The sequence below is a fragment of the Leucobacter sp. NPDC058333 genome (genome assembly GCF_042726155.1).
GTDB lineage: Bacteria > Actinomycetota > Actinomycetes > Actinomycetales > Microbacteriaceae > Leucobacter.
The window spans coordinates 481,455-507,877 of record NZ_JBHXHV010000003.1 but is presented as its reverse complement, the minus strand read 5'-3'; the positions used below and the strand labels follow the sequence as shown (position 1 = coordinate 507,877).

The window sequence follows — 26,423 nt, the reverse complement described above, 5'->3', positions numbered from 1 at the left end:
CTTGGCTCAGCAGGCGCTCGCCGAGGCGCTCGCGCACCTCGTTCGCGGCATTGTCGACCACCCCGATCGCGTGCGCGTAGACGCTCGTGATGCGGGGCGCGGTGATGTACTCGAGGTGCACGTGCACCCGAGCGATCTCGGGCGCGTGATTGGCCGGGGCGGTCGTACCGCCTCGTCGCTGCGCACGCTCGTGTCGTCGCTCGCCGGTGGCGAACGCGTGCGAGTCGATGTCGTCGACACCGACGACGCTGAGAATGATGACTCCGAGGGCGCGATCAGCGCTCAGGCCCCTGAGGGTGTCGCCTAATGGCCGACCCCAACGGGCGCACGCAGGCTCCCCGTCCCGCTAGCGGGGTGGGGAGTTTGCGCGTCGGGCGCCTCACGAAACCGCACGGCCTCAAGGGTGGCCTGAAGGTCGAGCTGTTCACTGACAACCCAGAACTCCGGTTCGTGCCCGGCGCCGAGTTCCATCTGCAGGTGCCCGCCGAGTCCCCGTGGTTTGGGCGCACCATCACGATGCGCGAGCTGCGCTGGTTCAATGAGTCACCGGTCGGCTTCTTCGCCGAGGTGCCCGATCGGAATGCTGCTGAGAGCATCGTTCGTGCCATTCTTTGGATCGATGAGCAGGCAGTGGCCGAGGGCGAAGAAGAAAACGCCTGGTATCACCATCAGCTCGTCGGGCTCGATGTCGTGCGGCCCGCGGATGAGTCTGGCGGGGACCCTGTCAAGCTCGGTGTCGTCGCTGAGGTGCAGCACCTCCCCGCGCAAGACCTGCTCGTTGTAACCACCCCGCAGGGTTCCGTGCTCGTGCCGTTCGTGGAAGCAATCGTGCCGAGCGTTGATCTTGAGGCCGGTGTCGTCCACATGACCCCTCCGGCAGGGCTGTTTGACGAGTCTGAAGCGGAATCCGACGGCACGAACCTGCCGCATTCCGCGGCCGGAGACGACGCGTAATGAAGATCGACGTCGTCTCGATTTTCCCGGGTTATTTCGATGCGCTCGAGCTATCACTGCTGGGAAAAGCACGCGAGCGCGGGATCATTGATCTGCAGGTCCATGATCTGCGTGAGTCGGCGCACGACAAACACCGCACGGTCGACGACACACCCACGGGCGGCGGCGCCGGCATGGTCATGAAGCCCGAGCCGTGGGGAGTGGCACTCGACGGCATTTTGAGCGCTGCCCCGGCAGACGCCGACCCCCTCGTGATATTTCCGTCGCCCGCGGGCGACGTCTTCACGCAGTCGATGGCCCGCGAGCTGGCCACCGAATCGCACCTCGTATTCGGCTGCGGCCGCTACGAGGGCATTGATCAGCGTGTGTTCGACGAGTACGCCGCCCGCGGCCGCGTGCGGCTCGTGAGCATTGGTGACTATGTGCTGAACGGGGGAGAGGTCGCGACGATCGCCATGATTGAGGCGATCGGGCGTCTCGTTCCCGGCGTGGTGGGTAATCCCGAGAGCCTCGTGGAAGAATCCCACGAAGAAGACGGTCTGCTTGAGTACCCCAGCTTCACGAAACCGGCAACGTGGCGGGACCGCGCGGTACCGCAGGTGCTGTTGAGCGGCAATCACGCGGCGATCAGCACGTGGCGTGATGAGCAGCGTATCGAGCGCACTCGCCGTGTGCGGCCAGAGCTGCTGCCGCCCGAGCATCGCGGCGAATCCCGCGGTCGGCACGCGGCCGAGTGATACCGCACGCGGCCGAGTAATCCGGCGCGCGTGCACGTCGCGCTCGGCTGCTGGCCCTAGGCTTAAGAACATGCGTGATGTGCTCTCAGCCGTCGTTGGAAAGTCGGTGCGCCAGGTCGCCCGGTTGCGGGGCGGCGGTTCGGCGCTGCCCGGCCTCGTTGTCGAAAAGCTTGACCCGGGCTTCTTAGGTCGCGTGCTCGGACGACTGCCGTACGGGGTAGTTGCGGTCAGTGGCACAAACGGGAAGACAACGACGACGAAGATGGTCGTGGAATTGCTCGAGGCTCGTGGCCTTCGGGTATTCACGAACCGCACCGGCTCGAACTTCTCTCGCGGCGTCGTGGCTGCCGCGATTCAGGAGTGCGACGCACGCGGACGACTCGACGCCGACATCGCAGTGCTCGAACTCGATGAGGCGCACGCGATGTACTTCATCGATCGGGTCGCGCCCCGGTTTACTCTGCTGTTGAACGTGCTGCGCGACCAGCTCGACCGGTTCGGTGAGATCGACACCACCGCGAAGCTGCTGCAGAGAATCGCTGACGCCACGACGGAGGGCCTCGTTGTGAATCGCGAGGATCGCCTCGTCGCGGCAATCGGGGAGCGCACCCGCGAGCGCATCGACGCGAAGCTCGATGTGCGAGAGTTCGGTCTGTCTGACGCACTGCTCGCGACCTTCCCGAGCGACGACGACTTTCACCCGTCGATGACGGCCGCCGAAGCTGAGCGCGTCGAACGGCCCGCGGCAGACGTGATGCTGCTCGAGGTGGGCGATCACGAAGCTCTGTTCGGGATCGACGGCGGCGAATACCGGACCTCCCTGAAGCTCGAGGGCCTGTACAACACCTTCAACGCTGCGTCGGCGCTCGCGCTCGTGCGTCAGGTGCTCGAAGCCGGGCCGATTGCGCCGGGCGCTGTGACTGGACGCGCCACTGCAACAACTGACGAGCTCGTCGAGGCGTTGGCCGTGATTAGGCCTGCGTTCGGTCGCGGAGAACAGCTGGTGCTCGACGGGCAACCGCTTGAGCTGGTACTGGTGAAGAATCCGGCCGGCTTCCGGCTCGGTCTGGCCTCCTTCCAAGCGGACGGCGTTGCTGCGATGATCGCCATTAATGACCAGTACGCCGACGGTCGCGACATGTCGTGGCTCTGGGATGTCGACTTCACCTCGCTTGCCGAGACGGGGGTGGACACGGTTGGCGGCACGCGGGCGTGGGATATGGCGCTCAGGCTTGAACACGACAACGTCGCGGTCGGCTTCGTCGCCGAAGACCTGCGCGAAGCTCTGACGCAGTTTCGCGAGCGCACCGGTGGTCGGCCCCGACGCATCTACTGCACGTACACGGCGATGCTTGAACTGCGTCGTGCCCTCGCCGATCTCACTGATGTGGAGGATGTCTGGTGACCGACATCGAACGCGAACTCGTCATCGTCTCGCTGTATCCGCGAGACATGAATATCTACGGCGACCGCGGCAACGTGCTCGCGCTGTCGCGTCGAGCGGAGGCGCAGGGGTTCACTCCTCGCATCGTCGAAATTAATCCCGGCGACCCGCTCCCCGATACCATCGACATTGTCATTGGCGGCGGCGGCCAAGATTCCGGCCAGGGCCGCGTTGCGCTCGACCTTGCGACGCGAGCCGATACGGTTCGCGGGCTCGCTGACGACGGCGTACCGATGCTCATGATCTGTGGCCTGTATCAGCTGTTCGGTCATCGCTTCGTGACGCATGCCGGTGACGAGCTCACCGGCATCGGTGTGCTCGATGTCGAAACGCTCGGTGGAACGGAGCGCATGATCGGCAATATCGTGCTTGACACCGACGAGTTCGGCGAGATCATCGGCTACGAAAACCACAGCGGTAGCACGCACCTCGGGCCGGGCTCCGTTCCGCTCGGGCGCGTGGTGCAGGGCGCGGGCAACGCGCCCGACGCGGGTGCCGAGGGTGCGCGAACTGGCAACGTCATCGGCAGCTACCTGCACGGCTCGCTTCTCCCGAAGAACCCTGCGATCAGCGATTTCCTGATTGGTGAGGCTGCGCGCAGGCGCTATGGCAGTTTCACGTCCGTCGCACCCGTAAATGAAACGGTCGTGCGCGCCCGCGAAAGTGCCAAGCGGCGACCTCGCTAGCACTCTGCTGCGCGCCGCAGCGGAAACTTTTTTCGGACGCCGGGAATATTCGTCTGCATGTAATAGTTGTGATCTTCAGAACCTCGCAAGACTAACGAAAGGCACGACATGTCAATTACTGCAGAGCAGATCCCCGGTTACCGCGTCGGAACGTGGGCTGTTGACCCCACTCACTCCGAGGTTGGCTTCTCCGTTCGTCACCTCGCCATCAGCAAGGTCAAGGGCAAGTTCGAGAATTTCGAGGCTACGTTCACCACGGCGGAGAACCCCCTCGATTCGACCGTCACCGCGAGCGCGGATGTCGCCTCGGTGAACACGAACGAGAAGAACCGCGATGGCCACCTCGCCACCGGTGATTTCTTTGCAGCTGACGAGTTCCCGAAGCTCACCTTCGTCTCGACCGGCGTCCGTGAAGAGAACGGCAACTTCTTTGTCGATGGCGACCTGACGCTCCGCGGTGTGACGAAGCCTGTCACGTTCGACTTCGAGTTCGGTGGCTTCGGCGAGGATGCCTACGGCAACTACAAGGCTGGTTTCACGGCCACCACCAAGATCAAGCGCGAGGACTTCGGCCTGACCTGGAACGCTCCGCTCGAAAAGGGCGGCCTGCTGCTCGGCTCCGACGTCACGATCACCCTTGATGTGCAGGCAGCGCTGGTTAAGTAGCGAAGCCGCAGGGTTCGCTGCCAGCGCTGCTGAGGCTACAGCCTCAGTGGTTAAGTAGCGAAGCCGCAGGGTTCGCTGCCAGCGCTGCTGAGGCTACAGCCTCAGTGGTAAAGTAAAGCCCCCTGTCACCCTCACCGCCGGTCTCCGCATACGCGGGGCTGGCGGTGAGTTGTGTCAGTCGAGTGTGCCTGTGATGCGCCCGCGCACGCGGCGCAGATCCTCCATCAGTGAACCGATGAGCACCCAGTGCTTCGGGTTCGGCCGGGGAATCGTGAGCGGTTTCGTGAGCGCCGGCATCTCGGGCGCTTCGCTCCCGGAGGTCTCGGGTGCAACGAGTAGTTCGAGGTCGTGGGCCGCCCGCCGCATTTCCTCGGCCATGCCGATGACAAAGGGGTCTTCGGCGAGCTCGGGGTCGTAGAGGTCGGCGAGCGCGCGCGCCATGCCGATGATCTGCGTCACGATGCGTTGCAGTCGCTGAAACTGCTCGTCGTCTTCGGCGAGTCCTTCGCGATAGCGTCGGCTGCGCGGATTGAACCTGAGGCTCTCGCGCGCCTGCCTGAGTAGGGCGTGTACCCGGGTGCGTTCCTCCTGGAGCCCGCGCGCATCTGCGAGCATCTCAGCCAACCACGGACCCTCGCGTGGGGCGTCGAGCGCGTCGGCGATGCGTCGGAGCACCTCCGCCGAGTGCTCCGTGAGGTCGACGATCGCGAGGTGCACTGACGAGGTACGCACGGGGGCTACGACCAGTGCATTCAGTAGCACTCCGATGAGCGCGCCGATCGCCGTCTCGATGAGGCGCTCAGCGCCGTAGTGCAGTTGGATGCCGCCGAGAGCGATCATCAGGAGTGCGCTGATCGCGACCTGATTCGCGGCAGACGGTGTCATGCGCAGCAACCAGCCGACGCCCATCGCGACGATGATCGCCGCGATGAACAGCCACGACTGCGGGCCGAAGAGAGCGCCAGCGCCGATCGCTACGGAAACGCCGACGAGTACACCGACCACGCGTTCGATACCGCGCGTCAGTGACTGGTCGACGTTGTCTTGCATCACGATCAGCGCGGCAATCGCACCGAAGATCGGAAGCTGCTCCGGGAAGATCGCGAGGCAGACGAACCAGGTCAGGATCGCAGCGGCCGCGCCCTTGGCGAGTTGCCACCACGCGGGTCGCACCGGCACCATGAAGCGTCCCGTGAGATCGCGCTCGAAGCGTCGCCATGGGCGGGTGACGGGGCTCGTCACAGGAGTCCCAGCTTGCGCAGCTCCTCGCGCAGCGTCGCGCCATCGGGGCCGTATACCCACGGCACGCCGCTCGTGCTGCGGTGCAGGCGCGCCTTCGACCTGCCGCCGGCGAGTACTGCCTCGCCCACCGAGAGCTGGCGGATGAGCACGGCGGCCACGTTTTCGGGGTGTGCGGTTGCGAAGTCGTGGTAGAGGGCCTCGTCGTGTTGGCCGTCATCACCGATCAGTACCCAGCGCACTCCAGGGAACTCGCGCACGATGCGGCGCAGCTCGCGACTCTTGTGCTCGCGGCCGCTGCGGAACCAGCGATCGTGAGTCGGACCCCAGTCAGTGAGCAGCAGTGGGCCCATTGGGTACAGGTTGCGCGCGAGGAAGCGGCTGAGCGCCGGGGCGGCGTTCCAGGCACCCGTCGAGAGATACAGCACCGGGGAGCCGGGATGCTCTGCGACGAGATGGTCAAGCATCACGGCCATGCCGGGTGTCGCCGAGCGCGCGTGCTCGTCGAGCACGAAACTGTTCCAAGCGGCGACGAACGGGCGCGGCAGCGCTGTAATCAAGATTGTGTCATCGATGTCAGAGATGACGCCGAGCTTCGCCTCCGGGTTCACGACGTTGACGGGCGCGTCAGCGGCCTCGCTGTCACCGGCCTGCAGCGTGACGGTGTGCCAGCCCGGTTCCAGTTGCACCGGGACCATTGCGTCGATGACGCCTCCCCGGTCGGCGATGACCTCGGTCACCGGCTCGCCGTCGATGAGCACGCGGACGGTCTGGTGCGGCACGGACAGGCTCGTGAACGTGCGCCAGCCGCGTACGCGCGAGACCTCGGCGACGTCGGGCCGAAATCGGGTGTGTTCGCGACTCTCGGGGCGAAGATAGAGCACGCGCCCAAGAACACGTACCCACTCAGTCGTGCCGTACCCGATGTACGGAATAACAGAGGGCTTCTTACCGCGCGAGATGGCGCGCCGAGCCCGGCGCACGTGTAGCCAATCCTCCAGGCGAGCCGCAATGCGGGGTCGGTGGTCTGGCTGGGGGGACGAAGTCACCCAGTCAGTCTAGGGCGTGGGGGTGTGCGGCGCCTCGGTGTCAGAACCAATATCTTGCGTGGCGTTTCCGGCCGCGGCTGAGGCGGCGTCGAGGTGTCGCTGTTCGCGCTTCAGGAACCAACGCTTGAGACCCCAGATCGCAATCGCGACGACGACGGCGAGCCCGGCGAACACAAAGCCGGCGCCCTTGACGCGCCCCGCAAGCTGCTCGTATCCCGCCGCGGCACCCGACCCGAGTGACACCACGATGAGCGCCCACACGACGCTTGCCGAGGCTGTCCACGCGAGGAAGCGACGATAGCGCATGCCCGCCATGCCGGCACTCAGTGGAATCAGTGAGTGGAGTACCGGGAGAAAGCGCGAGAGAAATACTGCGATACCGCCTCGTTCCCCGAGATAGTGCTCAGCAATTCGCCAATTGCGCTCGCCGAGCTTGCGACCCAGTCGGCTCGCGCGAATTCTGGGACCCGCCCAGCGGCCGAGAAAGAAGCCAATACTCTCTCCGGCGATCGCTCCGATGACCAGCGCAACGACCAGCCACACGAATTCGGGGGGCGTCGTGACGCCAACTGCAGATACGAGGGCGATCGTATCGCCGGGCACCACGAGGCCGACGAACACCGACGTTTCGAGCATCATGCCGAAACCCGCGAACAGTGTGCGCAGCACTGGATCTAAGTCTTGGATCCACTCGATCAGCACGGCGAGGAAGTCGGTCACGCCCCCGAGTGTAACCAGGGAGGCTCGGGATCTTCGGAGTACCGCTTCGACGTCGAGAGATATACCGTTCGAGGCCGAGTGAAATATAGTTCGACGCCAAACCGCATTCGCAGCAAACTCACAGTTTCGATAGAATTGAGCCAGTCGGCAGCCCGCCGACGGCTCCGGCGAGAATCACATCTCGTAGCGGATCTCACTAAGGGAGTGCAGCCCTTAGTAGGCCGTGCGACCTTCGTTCTGGAGCGTTACATGAACGAATTTTTTGATCCTCTGACACTGTCTCGATGGCAGTTCGGACTCACGACGCTGTACCACTTCATCTTCGTGCCGCTCACGATCGGCATGTGCCTGCTCGTCGCGATCCTGCAGACAGCCTGGGTCAAGACCGGCAAGCTCAAGTATCTGCGCTTGACACGACTCTTCGGCAAGATCTTCCTCATCAACTTCGCGATGGGCGTCGTCACCGGCATCGTGCAGGAGTTTCAGTTCGGCATGAACTGGTCGAACTACTCGCGCTTCGTTGGCGACATATTTGGCGCTCCGCTCGCTATGGAAGGCCTCATTGCCTTCTTCTTCGAGGCCACCTTCATCGGTCTCTGGATCTTTGGCTGGGACAAACTCCCCAAGAAGATTCACCTCATGACTATCTGGTTCGTCTGGATCGGCACCGTCGCCTCCGCGTACTTCATCCTGGCCGCCAATGCGTTCATGCAGAACCCAGACGGCTTCACCATTAATGAGGAGCGAGGCCGGGCCGAGCTCGAAAGCATCGGAGCGGTGCTCACCAACCCCGTCGCGCTGACGCAGTTTCCGCACACGATCTTCGCGGCCGTCATGTTCGCCGGCGTCGTCGTGGTGTCGACCGCCGCATGGCACCTGCGGCGTGGGCAGTACCTCGAAGAAATGCGCACGGCACTGCGATTCGGTGCGTGGACGAACATCATCGCGTTCATGGGGGTCGGCCTGACCGGTCACACGCTCGGCATGGTCATGACTGAGACGCAACCGATGAAAATGGCCGCGGCAGAAGCGCTGTATGAAAATGCTTCGGGACGCGACGCCTCGTTTTCAATCTTCAGTCTGGGGACGCCCGATGGGGCGCACGAGATTTTCTCGATCCGGATCCCATACCTCCTCTCGTTCCTCTCGAACGGCAACTTCAACGGTTCCGTCGAGGGTATTCGCGACCTGCAGGCCGAATACACCGCGCAGTACTGCGGCGCCGATTCGCTGCTGACGTGCCCGACCGACGGACAGTTCGCCCCCATCATTTGGGTGACCTATTGGGCGTTCCGCTGGATGATCGGCCTCGGTGCGCTCGCTGCGCTGGTGTCGGTCGTGGGACTGTGGATCACGCGCAGGAACATGGATCTGCCCGACTGGGTGTGGAAGGTCGCTATCTGGACGGCACCGCTACCGATGCTCGCTTCGCTGGTGGGCTGGGTCTTCACCGAGATGGGCCGTCAGCCGTGGATTGTGTTCGGGGTGATGACCACGGAGCAGGGAGTGTCGCCGGGAGTGCCCGGATGGGCGGTGCTGATATCGCTCATAGTCTTCACGATCGTGTATGGCGCGCTGGCGGTGGTCGAATTCAAACTGATCACGAAGGCCGCGAAGGATGGCCCGCCCGAGATCGCGCTCAGCGAGGGGACCGACGGCGCCGCCGGCGATCCCGATCATCAGCAGCTCGCGACGGTCTACTAGGAGACGAACATGGAACTCACGACACTCTGGTTCTTTATCGTCGGCGCGATGCTCATCGGGTACTTTGTGCTCGACGGCTTCGACTTCGGCGTCGGAATGTCACTCCCGATCCTCGGGCGCGATGACACTGACCGCCGCCTCATCATCAATACGATCGGCCCCGTTTGGGATCTGAATGAGACCTGGCTGATCGTCGCGGGCGCATCGCTTTTCGCCGCCTTCCCCGAGTGGTACGCGACGATGTTCTCGGGCTTCTACCTCGCGCTGCTCGTGATTCTCGTCGCGCTGATTCTGCGCGGCGTGTCTTTCGAATATCGGCACCAGGGCAAGGGGCGCCGATGGACGCGCTGGTTCGACCAGTTCATCTTCTGGGGCTCCGTGATTCCGCCGCTGCTCTGGGGCGTCGCGTTCGCGAATCTCGCTCAGGGGCTACCGATCGTGCCGATGGAAAATGGCGGTTGGCTCTACGAGGGCACGCTGCTTACGCTGCTGAACCCCTACGGTCTGCTCGGCGGCATCACGATGCTGCTGATCACGTTCGCTCACGGCCTCATGTTTATCTCGCTGAAGACCGCGGGAGAGATGCGGGATCGGGCCCGCGCGCTCGCGTCGAAGGTCGGGATCGCGGCGATCGTCGCCGGAGCCGTCTTCCTTATCTGGACGATTGTTCAGCATCTCGACAGCCCGACGCTCTGGGTGATCGTGCTCAGCTCGGTGATCGCGGCGGTCGCGCTCATCGGTGGCTGGGTCGCGAACGTCTTCGGACGCGAGGGGTGGGCCTTCACAGCCAACGCCGTCGCGATCGCGTTTGCGCTCCTTGCGATCTTCATGGCGATGTTCCCGAATCTCATGGCGTCGACCATCGATCCGTCGTACTCGATGTCGATAGTCGGTGCCGCGAGCTCTCAGAAGACCCTGGAACTCATGACGTGGGTGGCGGTGTTTACACTGCCGCTCGTGCTTGCCTACCAGGCGTGGACCTACTGGATTTTCCGTAAGCGCCTCACCCGGGAGGCAATCCCGGTGGGCGCGCACTAGCGCCCACCGGCCGGCCCGGGGTTTCATCTGATGTGAGACCCCGGGCTCCCGTAGACTGCCCCGAGCGGCTGCGCCTTGTGCGCCCTGTGCCGCCCGCGCCTCGACCCTCAGGAAGCCCGTGAAACCCTTCGATCCGAGATTGCTCCGCTACGCCCGCGCCGCGCGCGGCGTGCTGCTCATCGGCGCTGGCCTGGGGCTGCTGCGCACGTTCGCTGTGCTGGCGTGGGCGTGGTGCCTCGCGCAGGCGATCACGACTGCGGCGCTTCCGGTAATGGACGGTATCCCAGGTCTGCGGGGGCGAGTGGACCAGGGCGCGTTCGGCTCGGAGCAGCTCCCGTGGTTAATGCTGGGCGGTCTTGCAGCACTCGCGGTTCGCGCTCTGACCGGTTGGGGCATGGACCTCGTCGCGGCGCGCGGCGCCGTTCGCGTGAAAGCTCAGCTGCGTGCTGCTGCACTCGACGCGCTTGATGCACGGTCCCCGCAACGCGACGCCGGACCGAGCAATGCTGAACTTGCCGTCTCACTGGGACGTGGCCTGGATGCGCTCGACGGCTATTTCTCTGGCTATGTTCCGCAGCTGCTGCTCACCGCCGTGGCCACGCCCATTCTCGTACTCGCGGTGCTGCTCGCCGACCCGCTGAGCGGGCTCATCGTGATTGTCGTGTTCCCCGTGATCCCGGTGTTCATGATCCTGATCGGTCTTGCGACTCAGGCTGTGCAAGATCGCCAGTGGGACCAGTTGCAGCGGCTCTCCTCGTCTTTTCTCGACGTTGTGGCGGGTCTCGCCACGCTGCGCATCTTCGGGCGAGAGCGGCGGCAGGTCGACCGCATCGCGCGCGAGACTGACGAATACCGCTCGCGCACGATGACGGTGCTGCGAGTCACTTTCCTCTCTGGGTTCGTGCTCGACCTCGCCGGCACGTTCTCGATCGCGCTCGTCGCGGTGACCGTTGGCACGCGGCTGGTCGGTGGAGAGTTTCCGCTCGGCATCGGGTTGTTCGTGCTGCTGTTGTTGCCAGAGGCATTTGTGCCTATCCGGCAGGTGGGCGCGGCCTTCCACGCGTCAACCGAGGGGTTGTCGGCTGCGTCGCGGGTGTTCGAGATCATCGAATCGAATGGCACGTCCGCGGGTGCTGCGTCGCAGGGCGCATCCGCACGCTCTGCGTCGCGGGTCACCTCGCAAGCGGGGATCAGCTTCGACGGCGTGAGCGTTTCCCGCGCCGGCCGGCGGGTCGTCGGCCCGGTGACCTGTGACGTCGCGCCCGGCGAGTTCGTCGCCGTGTCAGGCCCGTCCGGTGCGGGCAAGTCAACGCTGATTGCAATCTTGCTGGGCTTCGTCGTGCCTATTCGCGGCACCGTATCGGCGCCCGACCCGATCGCCTGGGCGGGGCAACGACCGGGACTTCTGCACGGCAGTGTCGCAGCGAATGTAGCCCTTGGCGCAGACAACCCTGATTCTGCGCTCGTACGCCGCGCGCTCGATACCGTCGGGCTCGAATCGCTCGACGCACGCCTTGAACTTGGGGTCTCGGGCGCGGGGGTCTCAGGCGGCCAGGCGCAGCGAATCGCTGTGGCGCGTGCGCTCTACCGGGCCTGGGCACTCGATTGCGGTGCGCTCGTGCTCGACGAGCCCAGCTCAGCGCTCGACGCGGCCAGCGAACAGCGAATCTGCGACGCGCTGCGTGCCGAGGCCGACGCTGGCCGGGCGGTGCTCGTGGTGAGTCACCGCGAGGCTGTGCACCGCGCGGCCGACCGGGTCGTTCGGATCACGCCCGCGCAGCCAGAACCCGACCCCGAACCGATTGCAGCGGGGAGCGACGCATGAGCGTGACGACGACCACGAACGCCGTGTCAACCGCGTCAACCGCATCAGGCCTGCGCGCCCAGCAGCGGCGCGCGGTGCTCGAGCGCGCGATGCCGAGCCGTTCGCGGCGCACGCCGGGCATCTTGCTGGGGATACTCGCCGATGCGAGCATCGTTGGCCTGCTCGGGCTGAGCATGTGGTTGATCGTGCGGGCGGGGGAGCAGCCACCGATCCTCCACCTGACGTTCGCGATCGTCGGCGTGCGCGCGCTGGCAATTGGCCGCGCTGCGTTCCGGTACGCGGAGCGACTCTTCAGCCACGACGCCGCGCTCGCACAGCTCGCGACACTGCGCTCGCGCACGTTCGCGGCACTCGTGCCGCGCGTACCGGGCGGCCTCGAAGCGCACCGCCGCGGCGAGGTGCTCGCGGCGTTCGTCGACGATGTCGATCAGCTGCAAGATGAGCCGCTGCGCGTGCGCCAGCCGCTGATCGTGAGTGGCGTGGTGACCGCGCTCAGTGTCATCGTGATTGCACTCATCTCGGTGCCCGCGGCACTCGTGCTGCTCGTCGCGCTGGTGCTCGGCGGGGGAGCGGCTGTGCTGCTTGCGCGCCGCCTCGCCGGGGATCAGGATCGTGACGTCAGCGCCGCGCGCGCTGCGGTCGTGGACGCGCTGCTCGAACGCTTCTCTGCCGGTGACGTATTGTCGGCGTTTGGCGCCCTCGGGCTGCAGCGAGATCGCATCGCCGCCGCGGAGCACAGGCTCGCCGAGGTGCAGTTGCGCCGCACGCGAGCTGCGGGGCTCACCGGGGCAATCCTCGGCTTCGCTTCGGGCGCCGCGTCGCTGCTTGCGATCCTCGTCATGCTCCCGAATCTGGGCGACGGGCTCACCGCGCCGCTGTTTGCCGCCGCCGTTGTGGTGCCGGCCGCGGTATTCGAGGTCTTTGCGCAGGTGCCCGTCGCGATCAGCGCGCGGCGGGCTGTTGAAGCAAGCGCCGACCGAGTTGCGGTGCTCACCGAGGGCGAACTGCCCGGGGAGCTCGTGGCGGATAGCGGCGACACCGTTGACGAGGACGATGCGAATCGCGTCCTGCGCCCAGTGCCCGGCGCGCCGCTGCTTGAGGTGCGTGGCCTCGCAGCTCGCCACCCCGGGTCCACGGCCGACGCGATCACGGGCGTGTCGTTCACGCTGGATGCCGGTGACACACTCGTTGTGACCGGGGCGAGCGGTGCGGGCAAGAGCACCCTTGCTCTCGCGCTCGTGCGCTTTCTCGAATCACGCGGCGAATACCGCATTCGCGGCGTCGATGCGCGGTCGGTCCCGGCAAGCGCAGTTCGTCATATCGTTGGGCTGTGCGAACAGCGTCCGTACCTCTTTGATTCCGATCTACGTCAGAATCTGAAGTTTGCACGTGACTCGGAGGCGCGCGGAACGGCGAGCGACGACGACCTGTGGGCGGTGCTTGATCGCGTGGGACTCGCCGACTGGGCGCTCGAACGCGGTGGCCTCGATGCTCGCCTCGGTGCTGACGGAGCGTGGGTATCGGGCGGTCAGGCGCAGCGCATTGCGCTCGCGCGGGCGATTCTCGCCGACTTCCCCGTGGTCGTGCTTGACGAACCGACCGCGGGCGTTGATCGCGAGCTGGCAGACCGACTCATCACCGACCTGCTGGGGGCAGTCCCGCGCGATAGGGCCGTCATACTCATCACGCACACTGAGCTTCCCGACACCGTCAGTTCCGTGCAGCTGCGACTCTGACCGGTTCCCAGCGGCGATCGAGCATGCGCTGCACGCGGGCGAGTCGTGTCATGTCAGGCTCTGGATAGGAGACACCGTCGATGTGTGTGACTTGGCGAATACCGTGCAGCGCGTTGACCGCCCATATTTCGTGTTCGGCGAGCTGAGCGAGGGTCACAACGCGAGGTTCGAGCTGCGTCGCATCGCGAATAAGGGCCTCGGTTATCGACGGGACGCGGTCGGGGAGCGCGGAGAATGCGCCAACGCCTGTCGCGGGGTCCCACCAAATCAAGCTGGTCGTGGCGCCCTCGAGCACGCGCTCGGCAGAGTCGAGCAGCAGTGGCTCGCTCAGTAACTCGCGTCGCAGCGAGGCGTACGCCGCGATGTTCGGGCCCTTTCGTTCCGCGTGAGGAAGCGGCCCGCCGGGCGCAGAGCTGAGGGCGATTGCCGACGCGAGCGGCGGCAGCGGTCGCAGAGCAAGCTCGAAGCGCGGTTCGCGTTCACCAGGAAACCTCCAGAGTTCCAAACGCGGGAAGCCGTCGCCCGCGGCCGCGATGTGCTCGCGCGACGCCGCGATGAATGCCGCGATCTTTGCCGCGACAGCGTCGGGGTCAGTGACCGGCACATTCTCGCGCCACGCGGCCGATGCGGCCCCCGCAAATCGCGCGAGATGCCGTTCGAATCCGCGCACCGCTGCTTCTTCGCCCCGCCCGCGCACGCGAAACGAATCAGCCGCGAGCAGCTTGTGCGCGTCGCTCACGGGGCTACACCCACGGCGCGCTCACCGGCGATTCGGTCGGGCTCGTGCATGCCGTGAGCGTATCACCGGCGCTACGCTGAGACGATGCTCGACTCGACGCCTCAGCCGGCGGTGCGCGCCGTCTGGGCGTCTGTCACCGCTGGCGACCTTGCGCGACGGTTTGCCGCGACCGGAGCACCGTGGTTCTGGTTCGACGGCGAGGCCGCCAGCTCGGGCGAGCCGCGCGTGTCGACGCTCGGCCTCGCGAGTGAAGTGCGACGCGCGGTGCGCGGCGAGGAACAGGAGTTTTTGTCGCTCCTCCGCGAGAGTAGCCTCGTGCAAAATCGTGACGTAGCGGAGGCCCCCGACCCGCGCGTCTCCGCAGGTGTTTCTGCGGGGTTCGGCGGCGGCTGGGTGGTGGCGCTCTCCTACGAGTTCGGCGTTGGCCTGCTCGGGATCACGGCGGGCGGGCACAACGAGCCCGGGATCGAGCACGAACCCGAGTCCGAGTCGGCGATCGCTCTCCGGTGCGACGTCGTCGTCGCAATGGATCACGACTCAGGCGTGGCAGAGCTGCGCGGCCCAAGCGACGCGGCAATCGACGCGTGGTTGGTGGATCACGGCGAGTTGCTTCGACGCCACGCTGATCCGGAACTGCCCGTCGACGTTGCTCCGCATACCGATCAGTCTGATCCGGCCGACTCTGCTGACCTTGCCGATCCCGCCGACCCCGCCGACCCCGCCGACCCCAGCGCCGCCCCGCGGTGGCGCCGCGACGACGCTGAATACGCAAGCGCCGTGGAACGATGCCGCAGCGCGATTCGCGAGGGGGACGCCTACGTGCTCTGCCTCACCGACACCGCCGAGGTACGCGGCGAGTTCGACGCCATTGAGGTCTATGGTCGGCTCCGCGCGGCCGGGGTTCCCATCCGGGGCGGCATCATCGACGCGGGATCGCGGGTGCTCGTGAGCGCCAGCCCCGAGCGCTTTCTCTCGGTGCGCGGCGAACGTGTCGCCACACACCCGATCAAGGGCACGAGACGCCGCAGCGCGGTGTCTGCCGACGACCGCGCGCTGGCTGTTGAACTGGGCGCAGACCCGAAAGAGCGCGCTGAAAACCTGATGATCGTGGACCTCATGCGCAACGACCTCAGCCGGGTATGTGAACCGGGTTCCGTGCGGGTCGAGCGGTTCTTGGCGGTCGAGACGCACGCGCACGTGCATCAGCTCGTCAGTACTGTGGCGGGCACGCTCGCGGCGGGTGTCGACGTCTGGGACGCGGTGGGGGCTGCGTTCCCGGGTGGTTCAATGACCGGGGCACCGAAGCGGCGTGCGGTGCAACTGCTGGCGGCAATTGAGGGAGGACCGCGCGGCCTCTACGCCGGTTGCTTCGGCTGGATTGACCGCGGCGGCGACGCCGAGCTTGCGATGACGATTCGCAGCGTCGAACTTCGCCGGGGCGACCGCCCGTGCGCCTACGTCGGGGCGGGCGGCGGTGTCACTATCGACTCGATTCCCGAGCGTGAAGTCGCCGAGAAGCACCTCAAGGCCGCGGCGCTGTTCGCCGCCCTTGCGCCTCAGCCCGAGTGATCCTCGGTTAGACCTCGCTCTCCGCGAGCGCAGCGAGCGCGTCCGTCACCATGCCCCAGCCCTCGACGAATCCGAGCGCCTCGTGCGACGCGCGATCCGCTGCGGTCGCGTGCCGCGCGGTGGCGCGATACTCAGTGCCTTCGGGGTGATCGGTGAACACGAACTCCGCGGTCAGCGGCACCGGTGCGGGCTGCGCGGGGCGCCAGTCAGCATCGATGGCGTTCGTGAATACGATGCGCCGCGATGCCTCAACGGTAACGAAGACCACATTCATGTGCGGTACGAACGTCTCGCCGTCCTCGCTCATGCGGGTGACGAATGCGCCCCCGGGAACCAACTCGAGCCGGTCGACCCGCAGTGACATTGGGGCCGGGATCCACCACTTGGCCAGCCGATCGGCGTCAGCCCACGCACGCCACACGAGCGCCCGCGGTGCGCGGATGACCCGCGTGATTGAGAGGTCGAGCTCAGCGTCGAGCGCGGCAGCAAACGGCGTCACGAGCGGTGCATCAGCGGGGGCGTGAGAGTCTGACATGCGGGCTCCTTCGATAGCGTTGCGCGCACACATCGCAAGTGTGCGCGGGATAACGGGGTGTTGCCCAGTATGCAGTGGCGGTCGGGGCGGCGCTACTGCAGCGCGGCGTTCTCCCTGGTCGGTTTGTGGCCGAGCGGCATGCCGCCGTAACACGGTACTCTGGTCGGAAGTGTGCGCTCACGAATGTGGGCGAATCAATGTGAGATCGAGGTATGTGTGACCGAGCAGCAGGGGCGCGACGCCGAGGGCTATGACTTCCAGGCGATCCAGGATCGTTGGCTCCCGATCTGGGACGAGCTGAAGCCCTTCGAGATCGACACTTCGGGGGCAGCGGATGCCGCTGCGGCCGGGCGTCCGAAGAAATACGTGCTCGACATGTTCCCGTACCCCTCGGGCGACCTCCACATGGGCCACGCCGAGGCGTTCTGCTTCGGCGACGTGCTCGCCCGCTACTGGCGCGGGCGCGGCTACGACGTGCTGCACCCGATTGGTTGGGACTCGTTCGGCCTGCCGGCTGAGAACGCCGCGATCAAGCGCGGTGTCGATCCGCGCGAGTGGACGTACGCAAACATCGCGCAGCAGAAGGCATCGTTCCGGCTGTACGCGCCGTCATTCGACTGGAGTCGCGTGCTGCACACGAGCGACCCCGAGTACTACAAGTGGAACCAGTGGCTGTTCCTGAAGATGTACGAGAAGGGCCTGGCGTACCGCAAGGCAAGCTGGGTGAACTGGGACCCGGTAGATCAGACCGTACTGGCGAACGAGCAGGTGCTCGCCGACGGCACCTCGGAGCGCTCGGGCGCAATGGTCGTCAAGAAGAAGCTGACGCAGTGGTACTTCCGCATTACTGACTACGCGGATCGCCTGCTCGACGACCTCGACAACCTTGAGGGCCAGTGGCCCACCAAGGTGCTCAACATGCAGCGCAACTGGATCGGCCGCTCACGCGGTGCCGAGGTCGAGTTCGAGATCGAGGGTCGCGAAGCAAAGGTGCCCGTCTTTACGACGCGCCCCGATACGCTTCACGGAGCCACATTTATGGTCGTGGCGCCCGATGCTGACCTCGCTGCAGAACTCGCCGCTGGTGCTTCCGACGAGGTGCGCGCGAGCTTCCAGGAGTACCTGGCGCAGACCCAAAAGCAGACAGAGATCGAGCGCCAGAGTGCCGATCGACCGAAGACGGGTGTCTTCCTCGATCACTTTGCGGTGAACCCGGTGAACGGTGAGCGCATTCCCGTGTGGGCCTCCGACTACGTGCTCGCTGACTACGGTCACGGCGCGATCATGGCCGTGCCAGCGCACGACCAGCGCGACCTCGACTTCGCCCTGAAGTTCGAACTCCCCGTTCGCGTCGTAGTCGACGTGCGCGACGCTGATGGTGAGCCGCTGCCCAACCCCGCTGAGAGCGGCGTCGCAACCGCCGGCGAGGGCGTGCTCATAAACTCGGGCGAGCTCGACGGTCTTCCGAAGGCCGACGCCATTGCGCGCGCTGTCGAGGTACTTGAGACCCGCGGCACCGGCCGTGCGACGACGACGTACCGACTGCGCGACTGGCTGATTTCACGTCAGCGCTACTGGGGCACGCCGATCCCGATTCTGCACAACGAAGCGGGCGAGATGCGTCCGGTCGCGGCCGACGCCTTGCCGGTTGAACTGCCCGCATCTGAAGGGCTTGATCTGAAGCCGAAGGGGGCGTCGCCGCTCGGCGCTGCGACCGAGTGGGCCACGGTGGTCGATCCCGACTCGGGGGAGACCTGGACCCGCGATCCTGACACGATGGACACCTTCGTGGACAGCTCGTGGTACTACCTGCGGTTCTTGTCGGCCAACGACTCGACGCAGGCGTTCGACCCGGCGCTCGTCAACGCGTGGGGCCCGATCGACCAATACGCGGGTGGTGTCGAGCACGCCATCTTGCACCTGCTCTACTCGCGCTTCATCACAAAGGTGCTGCACGACCTCGGATACCTTGACTTCGACGAGCCGTTCACGGCACTGCTGAACCAGGGCATGGTGCTGCAGGACGGTGCGAAGATGTCGAAGTCGAAGGGGAATCTCGTCGAATTCGCGAGCGAGCTGCAGGCGCACGGTGCCGATGCACTGCGCGTGACCCTGGCCTTTGCTGGCCCGCCGGAGGACGACATTGACTGGGCCGATGTCTCGGTGCAGGGCTCCGCGAAGTTCCTGGCCCGCGCGTGGCGCGTGGTCGACGATGTGCAGGCCGCGGGTGCCGCGAAGGGCACATCGTTCGCTGCGGGAGACGCGGCGCTGCGGCGCTCGACGCACCACCTGCTCGCGGATGCGCCCGGTCTTATTGAGGCCTATAAGTTCAACGTCGTCGTCGCCCGGCTCATGGAGCAGGTCAACGTCACGCGCAAGGCGATCGACTCGGGTGTGGGTGTCGCCGATCCCGCAGTGCGCGAGTCGGCCGAGGCGCTCACCGTGATCCTGTCGCTGTTCGCGCCGTACGCGGCCGAAGACATGTGGTCGAAGCTCGGCTACGAGCCGAGCGTGGCGCTCGTTGAGTGGCCGATCGCGGATGAGTCGCTCCTCGTCGAAGACGAGGTCACGATGGTGGTACAGGTCGACGGCAAAGTGCGCGACCGCCTCACGCTTCCGGCGTCGGTTTCGGAGGCCGAAGCAGAAGCCGCGGCTCGCGAGTCAGCAGCAGTGCAGCGCGCGATCGGTGATCGTCAGATCGTGAACGTGATCGTGCGCGTGCCGAAGATCGTGAGCATCGCTACGAAGCCGGCTGCCTAGTTCGTTCGGGGCCTGGTCCCGCCAGGCCCCGAACCAGCCGCGCGAGCAGTGGCTCGACGGTGGGTACCGGTTCAGATATTCGCTCACAAGTGGCGCCAGTTCGCTGTGCTGAGCCAACCCTCCACAGATTGTCCTGCCCTCTCAATTCAAGACAAGACCAACGTACGTTGGGCGCATGCGCAACGACCACACGCCCCAGACCCATAGCTCCGAGCGACCGCCTGCAGCACAGAGCAACGAGTTACGGCCGACTGGGCGAGCGCCGACCGTCGCGAAACACGCGTTTTCGAGTGAGTCGATTCTCGCTGCACTAGGTGGTGGGGAACCTGGTGGTGACTGCGGCGATACTGCTCCTGGCCACTGGCAGCGAAGTGATACGACGCGACTGAGTGAACCTGCGCCGTTGCGCTGGGAACGTACCCGATCGATCCGTGACCGGGTACGTCGCGCGGTTACCGTGCCCGCGGCGGTCGGAGCAATCGTATTCGCGACGGCTGTAGCAATTGCCATCGTCATCACCCTCGTTCGCGGCGGTGGTGCAGAGGCGATCCCGGCCGAACCGATTTCTCGCGGTGACACGGCCAGTTCGTCCTCGGAATCCGAGGGGGCCATGATCGAACCGAGCCCCGGGATACCGCCTGCTGTGCCTCACGCTGCGGTGTCCGGTCCGAGTGACCGGGTCGACTCCACCGTCTCGAGGGTGACGGTGCACGTCGTGGGCCAGGTATCGGAGGGCGGCATCGTCGAACTGTCACCGGGCGCGCGGGTGTCAGACGCGATTGAGGCCGCCGGGGGCGCGACTGAGGCGGCAGTACTTGACGCGGTGAACCTGGCGCGGCCGGTCACGGATGGCGAACAGCTTGTGGTGCCAGATGCTGACATGGCCGCGAAGTGGGCCTTGCAGCCGACCGGCGCTGGCGCCTCCGTCGGCGGGCCGGCTGCTGCGGGCTCACCGAACGCTGCTGATCCTCATGCTGCTCCCGGTGTCACCGGAGCGGCGACGGTTTCGCTGAACTCCGCTGCAGCTGCCGATCTTGAAACCCTGCCGCGAATCGGCCCGGCGCTCGCACAGCGCATCATCGATTGGCGAGATGCGAACGGGGGTTTCGCGGCCGTCGAAGATTTGCTCGATGTATCGGGCATCGGTGCGAAGACGCTCGATGGTTTCAGGGAGCTCGTTACGCTATGACCGTCGCCTCGCGTTCGCCTCCGGGAACATGGCGCGTTCTGGCACCGGCCTTCGCGTGCTGGGGCCTTACCTCGATAGCGGTCGTTCGACCGGGCACGGGGCTCTGGCTCGCTCTCGGCAGTGTTATCGGCGTCACTGCGGGAATAGCTGTGGTCGTCGTCTTTGGAGCCGCGTACCAGGCATCGCATGCTTGTGCCGGTCGAACTCGTAATAGCAACGCGAGTATCGATCGCACTCGAGTGTGGTGTTCGACCGTCGCGGTCGGGTGCGCGATGCTTCTCCTCCTGGGGGTTCGCATCGATGCCCTCGAAGGAGCGCGCTCCGATCCCGTGCTCACGCAGGCCGCACAGAGTGAGCGATCGCTCGACATCGACGTCACCCTGCGCGGATTTCCCAAGAGCGTCGACTCCGCAAACGGTGCCGCAGCAGCTTGGGTGCCCGCTACTGCAGATGCGTCGGGCGGCGCAGTTCCGGTTGTGCTCTGGTGTGACGACATTGCGACCTCATCAGAGGAGTCGGCGCGCTGGGCGCCCGGTACGCAGCTTCACGCGGTTGCTCGAGTCGTTGCGCTTGACCCAGGGTCGACGGCGGCGTTTGGATTACGGGTTGCGAAGCTCACCCCCGTCGATGGCGCAAAGCGCCCGGGAGGAGATACGGGGGTCGGCGGAGTGTTCGATTCTGTCGCCCGCCGGATCGGCGAGCGCGCGGCACACCTCCGACTTGGTCTACGCGATATCTCATCGCGTATTGTCGGAGCGCAACTCGTACCCGGACTGGCGGTTGGCGATACGTCCCTGGTCTCCGAGCAGCTACGCACGCGGATGCAGGAAAGCTCGCTGACGCACCTGGTCGCGGTGTCGGGAGCGAATTGCGCCCTGGTGGTGTCGGCCATCGCTGGAGTGGCGGGCCGGCTGGGGGTGCTGCGCCGTGGCAAAATTTTGCTCGCGGGCGCGGCGCTCGCTGGTTTCGTCATGATCGTCGGTCCCGACCCGAGTCTGCAACGTGCAGCGGTCATGGCGACGGTCGTATTGATTTCGTCGCTCGGTGGCAAGCGTGCACTTGCTCTTCCCGGGTTGGGCGTCGCGGTACTGGCACTGCTCATCGCTGATCCGTGGCAGGCACTCCAGCCGGCCTTCGCCCTCTCGGTGGCCGCGACCGCGGGAATTCTGCTGTGGGTTCCTGATATCGCGTCCGTGCTGGGTCGTGTTGGGCCCATTCCTGCCTGGATACGCACACCCGTCGCGGTCGCCATTGCCGCACAATTCGCGTGTGGCCCGTTGCTCTTGCTCGTGCAGCCCGGGTTTCCGGCGGCGGGCCTCCTCGCAAACGTGATGGCGGCTCCCGCCGCGCCCTGGGGAACAGGTCTCGGGCTGCTCGCGATGCTCGCGGCACCGCTGAACGAACCGATCGCCACCCGCTGCGCGTGGCTGGCGAGCCTCGCAGCTCGTTGGATCGCCGCCACCGCCGAAGTGACTTCAGCTCTGCCCGGTGCGCGCTGGGCGTGGCCTGGCGGGTGGGAGGGCGCGGTGCTCCTCGCCGGCGTTGAAGCCGCGGTGCTTGTCGCCTGGTGGTTGATCGACCGGCGCTTCGGCGAACGCGGCGACGTCGGAGACGGCATCGGCATCGGCGCCAACGGCATCCGATGGGCGGGCTACGTGCCGTGGCGTGGCACGCTGCCACATACCCGACGCGTCGCGACTGGTATCTCCGCGCTGATGTGCGGGGCGACGGGTGTATTCCTCGGGCCAACGTTGATTCATCCGGCGACGGAACGGATGAGCGCACCCAGCGATTGGAGTGTCGTCGCCTGTGACGTCGGGCAAGGCGATGCGGTGCTACTGCGCGACCCAGTGACGCCCAGCGAGGTGATGCTCGTGGACACGGGCGACGCGCCCGAACTCTTACGCGCGTGCCTCGACAGATTCGGTGTGCGACGCATCGCCCTCTTGGTGCTGACGCACGATGACCGCGACCACGTCGGGGCGCTCGGCGAAATCGCCACCCGCACAGACAGTGCCCTCGTCGCCCCGAACAATCGTGAGGACGGCGGCGCCCGAGCCGTGCTGAAGCAACTCGCGGTCGCGGGCATTCCGACGAGTGTTGGATCAGCAGGCGTCTCAGCGTCTCTGGGTGGCCTGTCCTGGCAGTTGCTCGCGCCCAAGCCGGACGCCGTCCCCGCCGATACAAACAGCGCGAGTCTCGTGTTACGGGTGCAGGCTGGTGAGCTCTCTGTGCTGTTGCTCGCAGACACCGGCGAAGATGAGCAGCGCGCGCTCCGCGCTCCTGACCTCGACGCCACGGCGCTCGACTCCGACCCCAGCGCGACCCGCCTCTCGGCCGACGTGCTCAAGATCGCCCACCACGGGTCCGCCGATCACGATCCTGCGCTGTTTCAAGCGATCAGCGCCGACGTCGGTTTGGTATCTGTCGGAGCAGATAACTCCTATGGTCATCCATCGGCGCCAACCATCGAGCACGCTCAGCGCGCAGGAACCGAGGTGTACCGCACGGACCGATCGGGGTCGATAGCCGTGAGCGGCGCACCCGGGGCGATCCGAGTGTGGGCGGCGCGCTCCGAAATCGGTACCCGCGCGGAGCCGACAGACACCGAGCTACACGCGGGCGGCTTGGCGGGTCTGCAGTGTGCTCGGGACTGTGCCACCGTCGCAGTCAAGCCCCGACGCGATAAGCGTTTCGTAGTGGGCGATCTTCGCTTCGAGCGTTGCCTCAGCGAGTTCAATGCGGCTGCGGCGCTCATGAAGCATCGCGCGGCTCGATTCGAGCAGTGTAATTCTGCGGCCGTGGCTCGCCGCGCCCTCGCCGAGCAATTCTACGAACTGCTTCATCGCGGCGGCGCTCATCCCGGTGTCGCGGAGCGCGACGAGCAGGGTGACGATTCCCTGTTCACGCGCGTCATACCGACGGTGCCCTGCTGCACTGCGCGTCACTCGCGGCAGGATGCCCTCACGCTCATACCAGCGCAGCGTGTCGACGCTGAGCCCCGTGGACTCTGCCATCTCGGCGATGGTCAACCATGCTCGCTCACTCACATGCAGAGCGTAACTCCTGGAGTGCACTCCAGGTCAACCTGCCGCACCCGCTTGACAGTCACCGCGACTGACAGCCTCAGCGCGGCCCGGGGCGATGACTGACTTGCAGTGGACTGACTTGCAGTGGAGTGCGCTCCAACTTCTAGGCTCACGGGTGCACTCGCCCCCCCCCAATTCAAGGAGAAGCCATGCGCTCGCTCACCATTACCGATACGACCCCCAGCACCAGTTCTGTGTCCCAAGCACCGGGTCAGACGCCTCATCCGCCCCTCCGGAGTCTCGCCGTGACCGATTCCGAAATTCCGGAGCCAGGTGCTGGGGAGATTACCATCGACGTCGAAGCCGCCGGCGTTGGCCTCATTGACGCGTTCTGGGCGACCGGTGTGATGCCGCAACACGAGGGCTTCATTCCGGGCATCGAGGTCGCCGGCACCGTGCGCGCAATTGGGGGAGGGGACATCTCCCTCGTCGTCGGCCAGCGTGTCGCCGCGTTGCTCCCCGGTGCCGGCGGATTTGCCGAAGTGGTGCGCGCCCGCATGGACCTCGTCGCTCCGATACCGGGCGGCATGAGCAGCGCACAGGCCGCCGTCGTTCCCATCAACACCGTTACTGCCCACCTCGCGCTGACGAGAGTTGCGCGGTGTGAGGCAGGCGAGACGGTGCTTGTGCACGCCGGTATCGGGGGCCTCGGATCTCAGTTCGGTCAGATTGCGCGCGTGCTGGGCGCATCCCGTGTGGACGCGGTAGTGGGCACTCCCGACAAACAACAGGCGGCGCTCGAACTCGGTTACGACAACGCCTACCTGCGAAAAGACCTGTCGGCCATCCACGCGGGCACGTACGACATTGTGGTTGATCCGGTCGGTGGTGAGGCGACACGAGACGCATTCCGCGTACTTCGCGGGGGCGGTCGGATGCTTCGCGTCGGCAACGCTTCACAGTCGGCGGATGTCTCAGTGAGCACAATGGCTCACTGGCTCGAGAATAAGACGACGGCGGGCTTCAACGTTGGAGCGTGGCTTGGTACGCACCCCGAACAGGGTGCGGATTCGCTGCGCTGGGCGCTCACCGCCGTCGCCGACGGATCAGTGCGGGTCGACCTCACCGCCACCACGCAACTCGGAGACCAAGACTCACTCATCAGCGACCTGCTTGCGGGCCGGACCACTGGAAAAGTTGCGATTGTGATGCGGTCGTCGACGGCTCTCCGCGCGCACGTGCAGTGAGCGGGGGCCCGAAGCGCGGCGTCGCCATGCCTCGCGACCGGTAGTCTGGAAGGGTGGCAGCAGCACGGAAACCGGCCCCTCGGGCAACGACTTCGCGGGCGAGCGCGAAGATCCCGCAGATCGACTGGAGCGAGGTGCGCCCCGCACCGGTGGTTCTGATTTCTGGGCCTGAATCCTTCCTCGCGGACCGCGCGGGCCAGGCGATTCGAGCGGCGCTCCTCGAAGCCAACTCAGACCTTGAAGTGCACGACGTAGACGCGGCCTCCTACACATCGGGCGAGCTCTTCACGATCGCGAGTCCGTCGCTCTTTGCGGAGCCGCGGCTCATTCGCGTCGAAGGCGTCGAGAAGTGCTCCGATGCGTTCCTTGAGGACGCGAAGCGATACGTTGCCCAACCCGCTGATGACACAACGCTCGTGCTCAGGCACTCGGGTGGTCAACGCGGCAAGGCCCTGCTCGACCTCGTGCGTGGCGGAGCTGGCGGCGGCATCGAGGTCGTGTGCGCTGAGGTGAAAAAGGACCAGGATCGCCTCGCGTTCGTGCAGGCAGAGTTCCGGCGCTTGGGTGCCCAGGCGACTCCCGGAGCCGCCCGCAACCTCGCAGCCGCCTATTCCGGCGGCATCGGGGAACTCGCGGGAGCGATCGGGCAGCTCGTCTCTGATGTCGGCACGAGGATCACCGAGGACCAGGTCACCCGCGCGACCGAGGGTCGTGTCGAGACGAACGCCTTCCGCGTTGCCGACGCTGCAACCGCAGGGCGCGCCGCGGATGCGCTGGTGCTGTTGCGCCAGGCGTTCTCCACCGGCACCGATCCGATTCCGATGCTCGCGGCGCTCAACATGAAGGTGCGGGCGATGGCGCGGGTGTTCGGCGCTGGGGGATCCGGCGGCCAACTCGCGAAGGAACTGGGCATGGCGCCGTGGCAGGTCGATCGCGCTCTCCGCGAGGTGCGCGGCTGGCGCGAAGAAGACCTCGCACGCGCGATCGATATGGCAGCGGAGACGGAGTGGCGCCTGAAGGGCGGCAGCCGCGATCCCGAGTACGCGCTCGAAAAATACCTGCTGTTTGTTGCGAAGCGCGGCCGCGTCTAGACACGAAAAAGGCCCCGCAGAAGCGGGGCCTGAATCGACTGCGAGCGCGAGTTAGAGCGCTGCCACCTGAGCGGCAAGCTTCGACTTGCGGTTCGCTGCCTGGTTCTTGTGGATGACACCCTTCGAGGCTGCCTTGTCCAGCTTGCGACCAGCGGTCTTCAGCTTTGCTTCTGCAACGGCCTTATCGCCACCGGCGATAGCTTCGCGCGCAGCGCGCACAACGGTGCGGAGCTCGCTCTTGTACGCCTTGTTGCGGTCAGTCGCCTTTTGGTTGGTCTTGATGCGCTTGATCTGCGACTTAATATTTGCCACGTGTAAAAGTGTCCTTTAGATCCGGTTGACGGGATGTTCCGCACGGTGAGAGAGGGCACCTTGCGGGTTGTGTGGTGAAGACCACACGCAAGCCAAGAACCAACTCTATCAGAAGTCGGCGGCGATCACAGGGGTTTCAGTTGCGTGCGGCGCT

22 protein-coding genes and 1 pseudogene are annotated in these 26,423 nt (G+C 65.8%); 16 read left to right on the top strand and 7 right to left on the bottom strand.

The genetic code is table 11. The annotated features are described in order from the left end of the window. Window position 1: 1 nt before the first annotated feature. The 6 genes from ACFWHR_RS12840 to ACFWHR_RS12815 all read left to right on the top strand — a co-directional run bounded on the left by ACFWHR_RS12840 (window position 2) and on the right by ACFWHR_RS12815 (window position 4,487). Complete coding sequence (locus tag ACFWHR_RS12840; protein ID WP_382448686.1) at window positions 2–307, top strand: RNA-binding protein; 306 nt, start codon at window positions 2–4, stop codon at window positions 305–307. Beyond that, window positions 307–954, top strand: coding sequence for a ribosome maturation factor RimM (gene rimM, locus ACFWHR_RS12835; RefSeq protein ID WP_382448685.1), 648 nt, complete (start codon window positions 307–309; stop codon window positions 952–954). The genes ACFWHR_RS12840 and rimM overlap by 1 nt, the downstream gene beginning before the upstream one ends. After that, window positions 954–1,691 carry a tRNA (guanosine(37)-N1)-methyltransferase TrmD gene (gene trmD, locus ACFWHR_RS12830; RefSeq protein ID WP_382448684.1) on the top strand — a complete coding sequence of 246 codons (738 nt, stop codon included), beginning with the start codon at window positions 954–956 and terminating at the stop codon, window positions 1,689–1,691. The genes rimM and trmD overlap by 1 nt, the downstream gene beginning before the upstream one ends. Window positions 1,692–1,761: 70 nt before the next feature. Then, on the top strand, window positions 1,762–3,096 hold the full coding sequence (locus ACFWHR_RS12825; RefSeq protein WP_382448683.1) for a MurT ligase domain-containing protein: 1,335 nt from the start codon (window positions 1,762–1,764) through the stop codon (window positions 3,094–3,096). After that, window positions 3,093–3,821: a type 1 glutamine amidotransferase gene (locus ACFWHR_RS12820; protein WP_382448682.1), complete on the top strand. Its 729-nt coding sequence runs from the start codon at window positions 3,093–3,095 to the stop codon at window positions 3,819–3,821. Before ACFWHR_RS12825 ends, ACFWHR_RS12820 begins: the two co-directional genes overlap by 4 nt. Window positions 3,822–3,929: 108 nt before the next feature. After that, window positions 3,930–4,487, top strand: a complete 558-nt coding sequence (locus tag ACFWHR_RS12815; protein ID WP_382448681.1) for a YceI family protein — start codon at window positions 3,930–3,932, stop codon at window positions 4,485–4,487. A 174-nt stretch (window positions 4,488–4,661) separates the two neighbouring features. Here ACFWHR_RS12815 and ACFWHR_RS12810 read toward each other — a convergent pair whose 3' ends face one another. Genes ACFWHR_RS12810 through ACFWHR_RS12800 form a run of 3 tightly spaced genes read right to left on the bottom strand, consistent with a single transcriptional unit; the run spans window position 4,662 to window position 7,495 of the window. Next, entirely contained in the window at window positions 4,662–5,729 is a 1,068-nt protein-coding gene (locus tag ACFWHR_RS12810) for an aromatic acid exporter family protein (protein ID WP_382448680.1), read from the bottom strand. Then, a complete protein-coding gene (locus tag ACFWHR_RS12805) occupies window positions 5,726–6,775 on the bottom strand; it encodes an App1 family protein (protein ID WP_382448679.1) in 1,050 nt (349 codons plus the stop codon). The genes ACFWHR_RS12810 and ACFWHR_RS12805 overlap by 4 nt, the downstream gene beginning before the upstream one ends. Window positions 6,776–6,784: 9 nt before the next feature. After that, window positions 6,785–7,495 (bottom strand): DedA family protein, encoded by a 711-nt coding sequence (locus tag ACFWHR_RS12800; protein WP_382448678.1) that lies wholly within the window; start codon window positions 7,493–7,495, stop codon window positions 6,785–6,787. A 249-nt stretch (window positions 7,496–7,744) separates the two neighbouring features. Between ACFWHR_RS12800 and ACFWHR_RS12795 the strand changes: the two genes are divergently transcribed. From ACFWHR_RS12795 to cydC, 4 genes are all read left to right on the top strand, one after another. Beyond that, a complete protein-coding gene (locus ACFWHR_RS12795) occupies window positions 7,745–9,199 on the top strand; it encodes a cytochrome ubiquinol oxidase subunit I (protein ID WP_382448677.1) in 1,455 nt (484 codons plus the stop codon). Window positions 9,200–9,208: 9 nt separating this feature from the next. Continuing rightward, window positions 9,209–10,237 (top strand): cytochrome d ubiquinol oxidase subunit II, encoded by a 1,029-nt coding sequence (gene cydB / locus ACFWHR_RS12790; RefSeq protein ID WP_382448676.1) that lies wholly within the window; start codon window positions 9,209–9,211, stop codon window positions 10,235–10,237. Between the two features lie 118 nt (window positions 10,238–10,355). Further along, window positions 10,356–12,062 (top strand): thiol reductant ABC exporter subunit CydD, encoded by a 1,707-nt coding sequence (cydD, locus tag ACFWHR_RS12785; RefSeq protein ID WP_382448675.1) that lies wholly within the window; start codon window positions 10,356–10,358, stop codon window positions 12,060–12,062. Beyond that, complete coding sequence (gene cydC / locus ACFWHR_RS12780; RefSeq protein WP_382448674.1) at window positions 12,059–13,798, top strand: thiol reductant ABC exporter subunit CydC; 1,740 nt, start codon at window positions 12,059–12,061, stop codon at window positions 13,796–13,798. The genes cydD and cydC overlap by 4 nt, the downstream gene beginning before the upstream one ends. On the opposite strand, the gene ACFWHR_RS12775 is transcribed toward cydC, so the two are convergent. Next, on the bottom strand, window positions 13,773–14,537 hold the full coding sequence (locus tag ACFWHR_RS12775) for an aminotransferase class IV (RefSeq protein ID WP_382448673.1): 765 nt from the start codon (window positions 14,535–14,537) through the stop codon (window positions 13,773–13,775). The genes cydC and ACFWHR_RS12775 overlap by 26 nt on opposite strands. Window positions 14,538–14,621: 84 nt before the next feature. Here ACFWHR_RS12775 and ACFWHR_RS12770 point away from each other — a divergent pair, with 84 nt between their 5' ends. Continuing rightward, complete coding sequence (locus tag ACFWHR_RS12770; RefSeq protein ID WP_382448672.1) at window positions 14,622–16,106, top strand: anthranilate synthase component I family protein; 1,485 nt, start codon at window positions 14,622–14,624, stop codon at window positions 16,104–16,106. Between the two features lie 7 nt (window positions 16,107–16,113). Here the strand turns inward: ACFWHR_RS12770 and ACFWHR_RS12765 are convergent, their stop codons facing one another. Then, the gene (locus tag ACFWHR_RS12765; RefSeq protein WP_382448671.1) at window positions 16,114–16,641 is read right to left on the bottom strand and encodes an SRPBCC domain-containing protein; all 528 of its coding nucleotides are present in this window, start codon (window positions 16,639–16,641) and stop codon (window positions 16,114–16,116) included. Window positions 16,642–16,857: 216 nt separating this feature from the next. Between ACFWHR_RS12765 and leuS the strand changes: the two genes are divergently transcribed. The 3 genes and pseudogenes from leuS to ACFWHR_RS12750 form a co-directional block, all read left to right on the top strand. After that, window positions 16,858–19,401, top strand: coding sequence for a leucine--tRNA ligase (gene leuS, locus ACFWHR_RS12760; RefSeq protein WP_382448670.1), 2,544 nt, complete (start codon window positions 16,858–16,860; stop codon window positions 19,399–19,401). Window positions 19,402–19,804: 403 nt separating this feature from the next. Continuing rightward, window positions 19,805–20,590 (top strand): ComEA family DNA-binding protein, encoded by a 786-nt coding sequence (locus ACFWHR_RS12755; protein ID WP_382448669.1) that lies wholly within the window; start codon window positions 19,805–19,807, stop codon window positions 20,588–20,590. Further along, window positions 20,587–22,848: pseudogene (locus tag ACFWHR_RS12750) on the top strand (ComEC/Rec2 family competence protein); the annotation flags it as partial. The gene ACFWHR_RS12755 and the pseudogene ACFWHR_RS12750, both read left to right, overlap by 4 nt. Window positions 22,849–23,202: 354 nt before the next feature. Here the strand turns inward: ACFWHR_RS12750 and ACFWHR_RS12745 are convergent. Next, a complete protein-coding gene (locus ACFWHR_RS12745; protein WP_382448721.1) occupies window positions 23,203–23,607 on the bottom strand; it encodes a MerR family transcriptional regulator in 405 nt (134 codons plus the stop codon). Window positions 23,608–23,924: 317 nt separating this feature from the next. On the opposite strand from ACFWHR_RS12745, the gene ACFWHR_RS12740 reads away from it, so the two are divergent. Both ACFWHR_RS12740 and holA read left to right on the top strand, forming a co-directional pair. Then, window positions 23,925–24,866, top strand: a complete 942-nt coding sequence (locus tag ACFWHR_RS12740; protein WP_382448668.1) for a zinc-binding dehydrogenase — start codon at window positions 23,925–23,927, stop codon at window positions 24,864–24,866. A gap of 53 nt (window positions 24,867–24,919) precedes the next feature. After that, window positions 24,920–25,957 (top strand): DNA polymerase III subunit delta, encoded by a 1,038-nt coding sequence (holA, locus tag ACFWHR_RS12735; RefSeq protein WP_382448667.1) that lies wholly within the window; start codon window positions 24,920–24,922, stop codon window positions 25,955–25,957. A gap of 51 nt (window positions 25,958–26,008) precedes the next feature. Here holA and rpsT read toward each other — a convergent pair whose 3' ends face one another. Further along, window positions 26,009–26,269: a 30S ribosomal protein S20 gene (gene rpsT / locus ACFWHR_RS12730; RefSeq protein ID WP_382448666.1), complete on the bottom strand. Its 261-nt coding sequence runs from the start codon at window positions 26,267–26,269 to the stop codon at window positions 26,009–26,011. Window positions 26,270–26,423 lie beyond the last annotated feature (154 nt).

What these genes read in the sequence shown, in the direction of transcription:
- ACFWHR_RS12765 (WP_382448671.1), bottom strand. Translation starts at nt 16,641, where the DNA reads ATGTCAGACTCTCACGCCCCCGCTGATGCACCGCTCGTGACGCCGTTT.
- ACFWHR_RS12770 (WP_382448672.1), top strand. Translation starts at nt 14,622, where the DNA reads ATGCTCGACTCGACGCCTCAGCCGGCGGTGCGCGCCGTCTGGGCGTCT.
- ACFWHR_RS12795 (WP_382448677.1), top strand. Translation starts at nt 7,745, where the DNA reads ATGAACGAATTTTTTGATCCTCTGACACTGTCTCGATGGCAGTTCGGA.
- cydB (WP_382448676.1), top strand. Translation starts at nt 9,209, where the DNA reads ATGGAACTCACGACACTCTGGTTCTTTATCGTCGGCGCGATGCTCATC.
- ACFWHR_RS12745 (WP_382448721.1), bottom strand. Translation starts at nt 23,607, where the DNA reads ATGGCAGAGTCCACGGGGCTCAGCGTCGACACGCTGCGCTGGTATGAG.
- trmD (WP_382448684.1), top strand. Translation starts at nt 954, where the DNA reads ATGAAGATCGACGTCGTCTCGATTTTCCCGGGTTATTTCGATGCGCTC.
- cydC (WP_382448674.1), top strand. Translation starts at nt 12,059, where the DNA reads ATGAGCGTGACGACGACCACGAACGCCGTGTCAACCGCGTCAACCGCA.
- ACFWHR_RS12815 (WP_382448681.1), top strand. Translation starts at nt 3,930, where the DNA reads ATGTCAATTACTGCAGAGCAGATCCCCGGTTACCGCGTCGGAACGTGG.
- ACFWHR_RS12825 (WP_382448683.1), top strand. Translation starts at nt 1,762, where the DNA reads ATGCGTGATGTGCTCTCAGCCGTCGTTGGAAAGTCGGTGCGCCAGGTC.
- rimM (WP_382448685.1), top strand. Translation starts at nt 307, where the DNA reads ATGGCCGACCCCAACGGGCGCACGCAGGCTCCCCGTCCCGCTAGCGGG.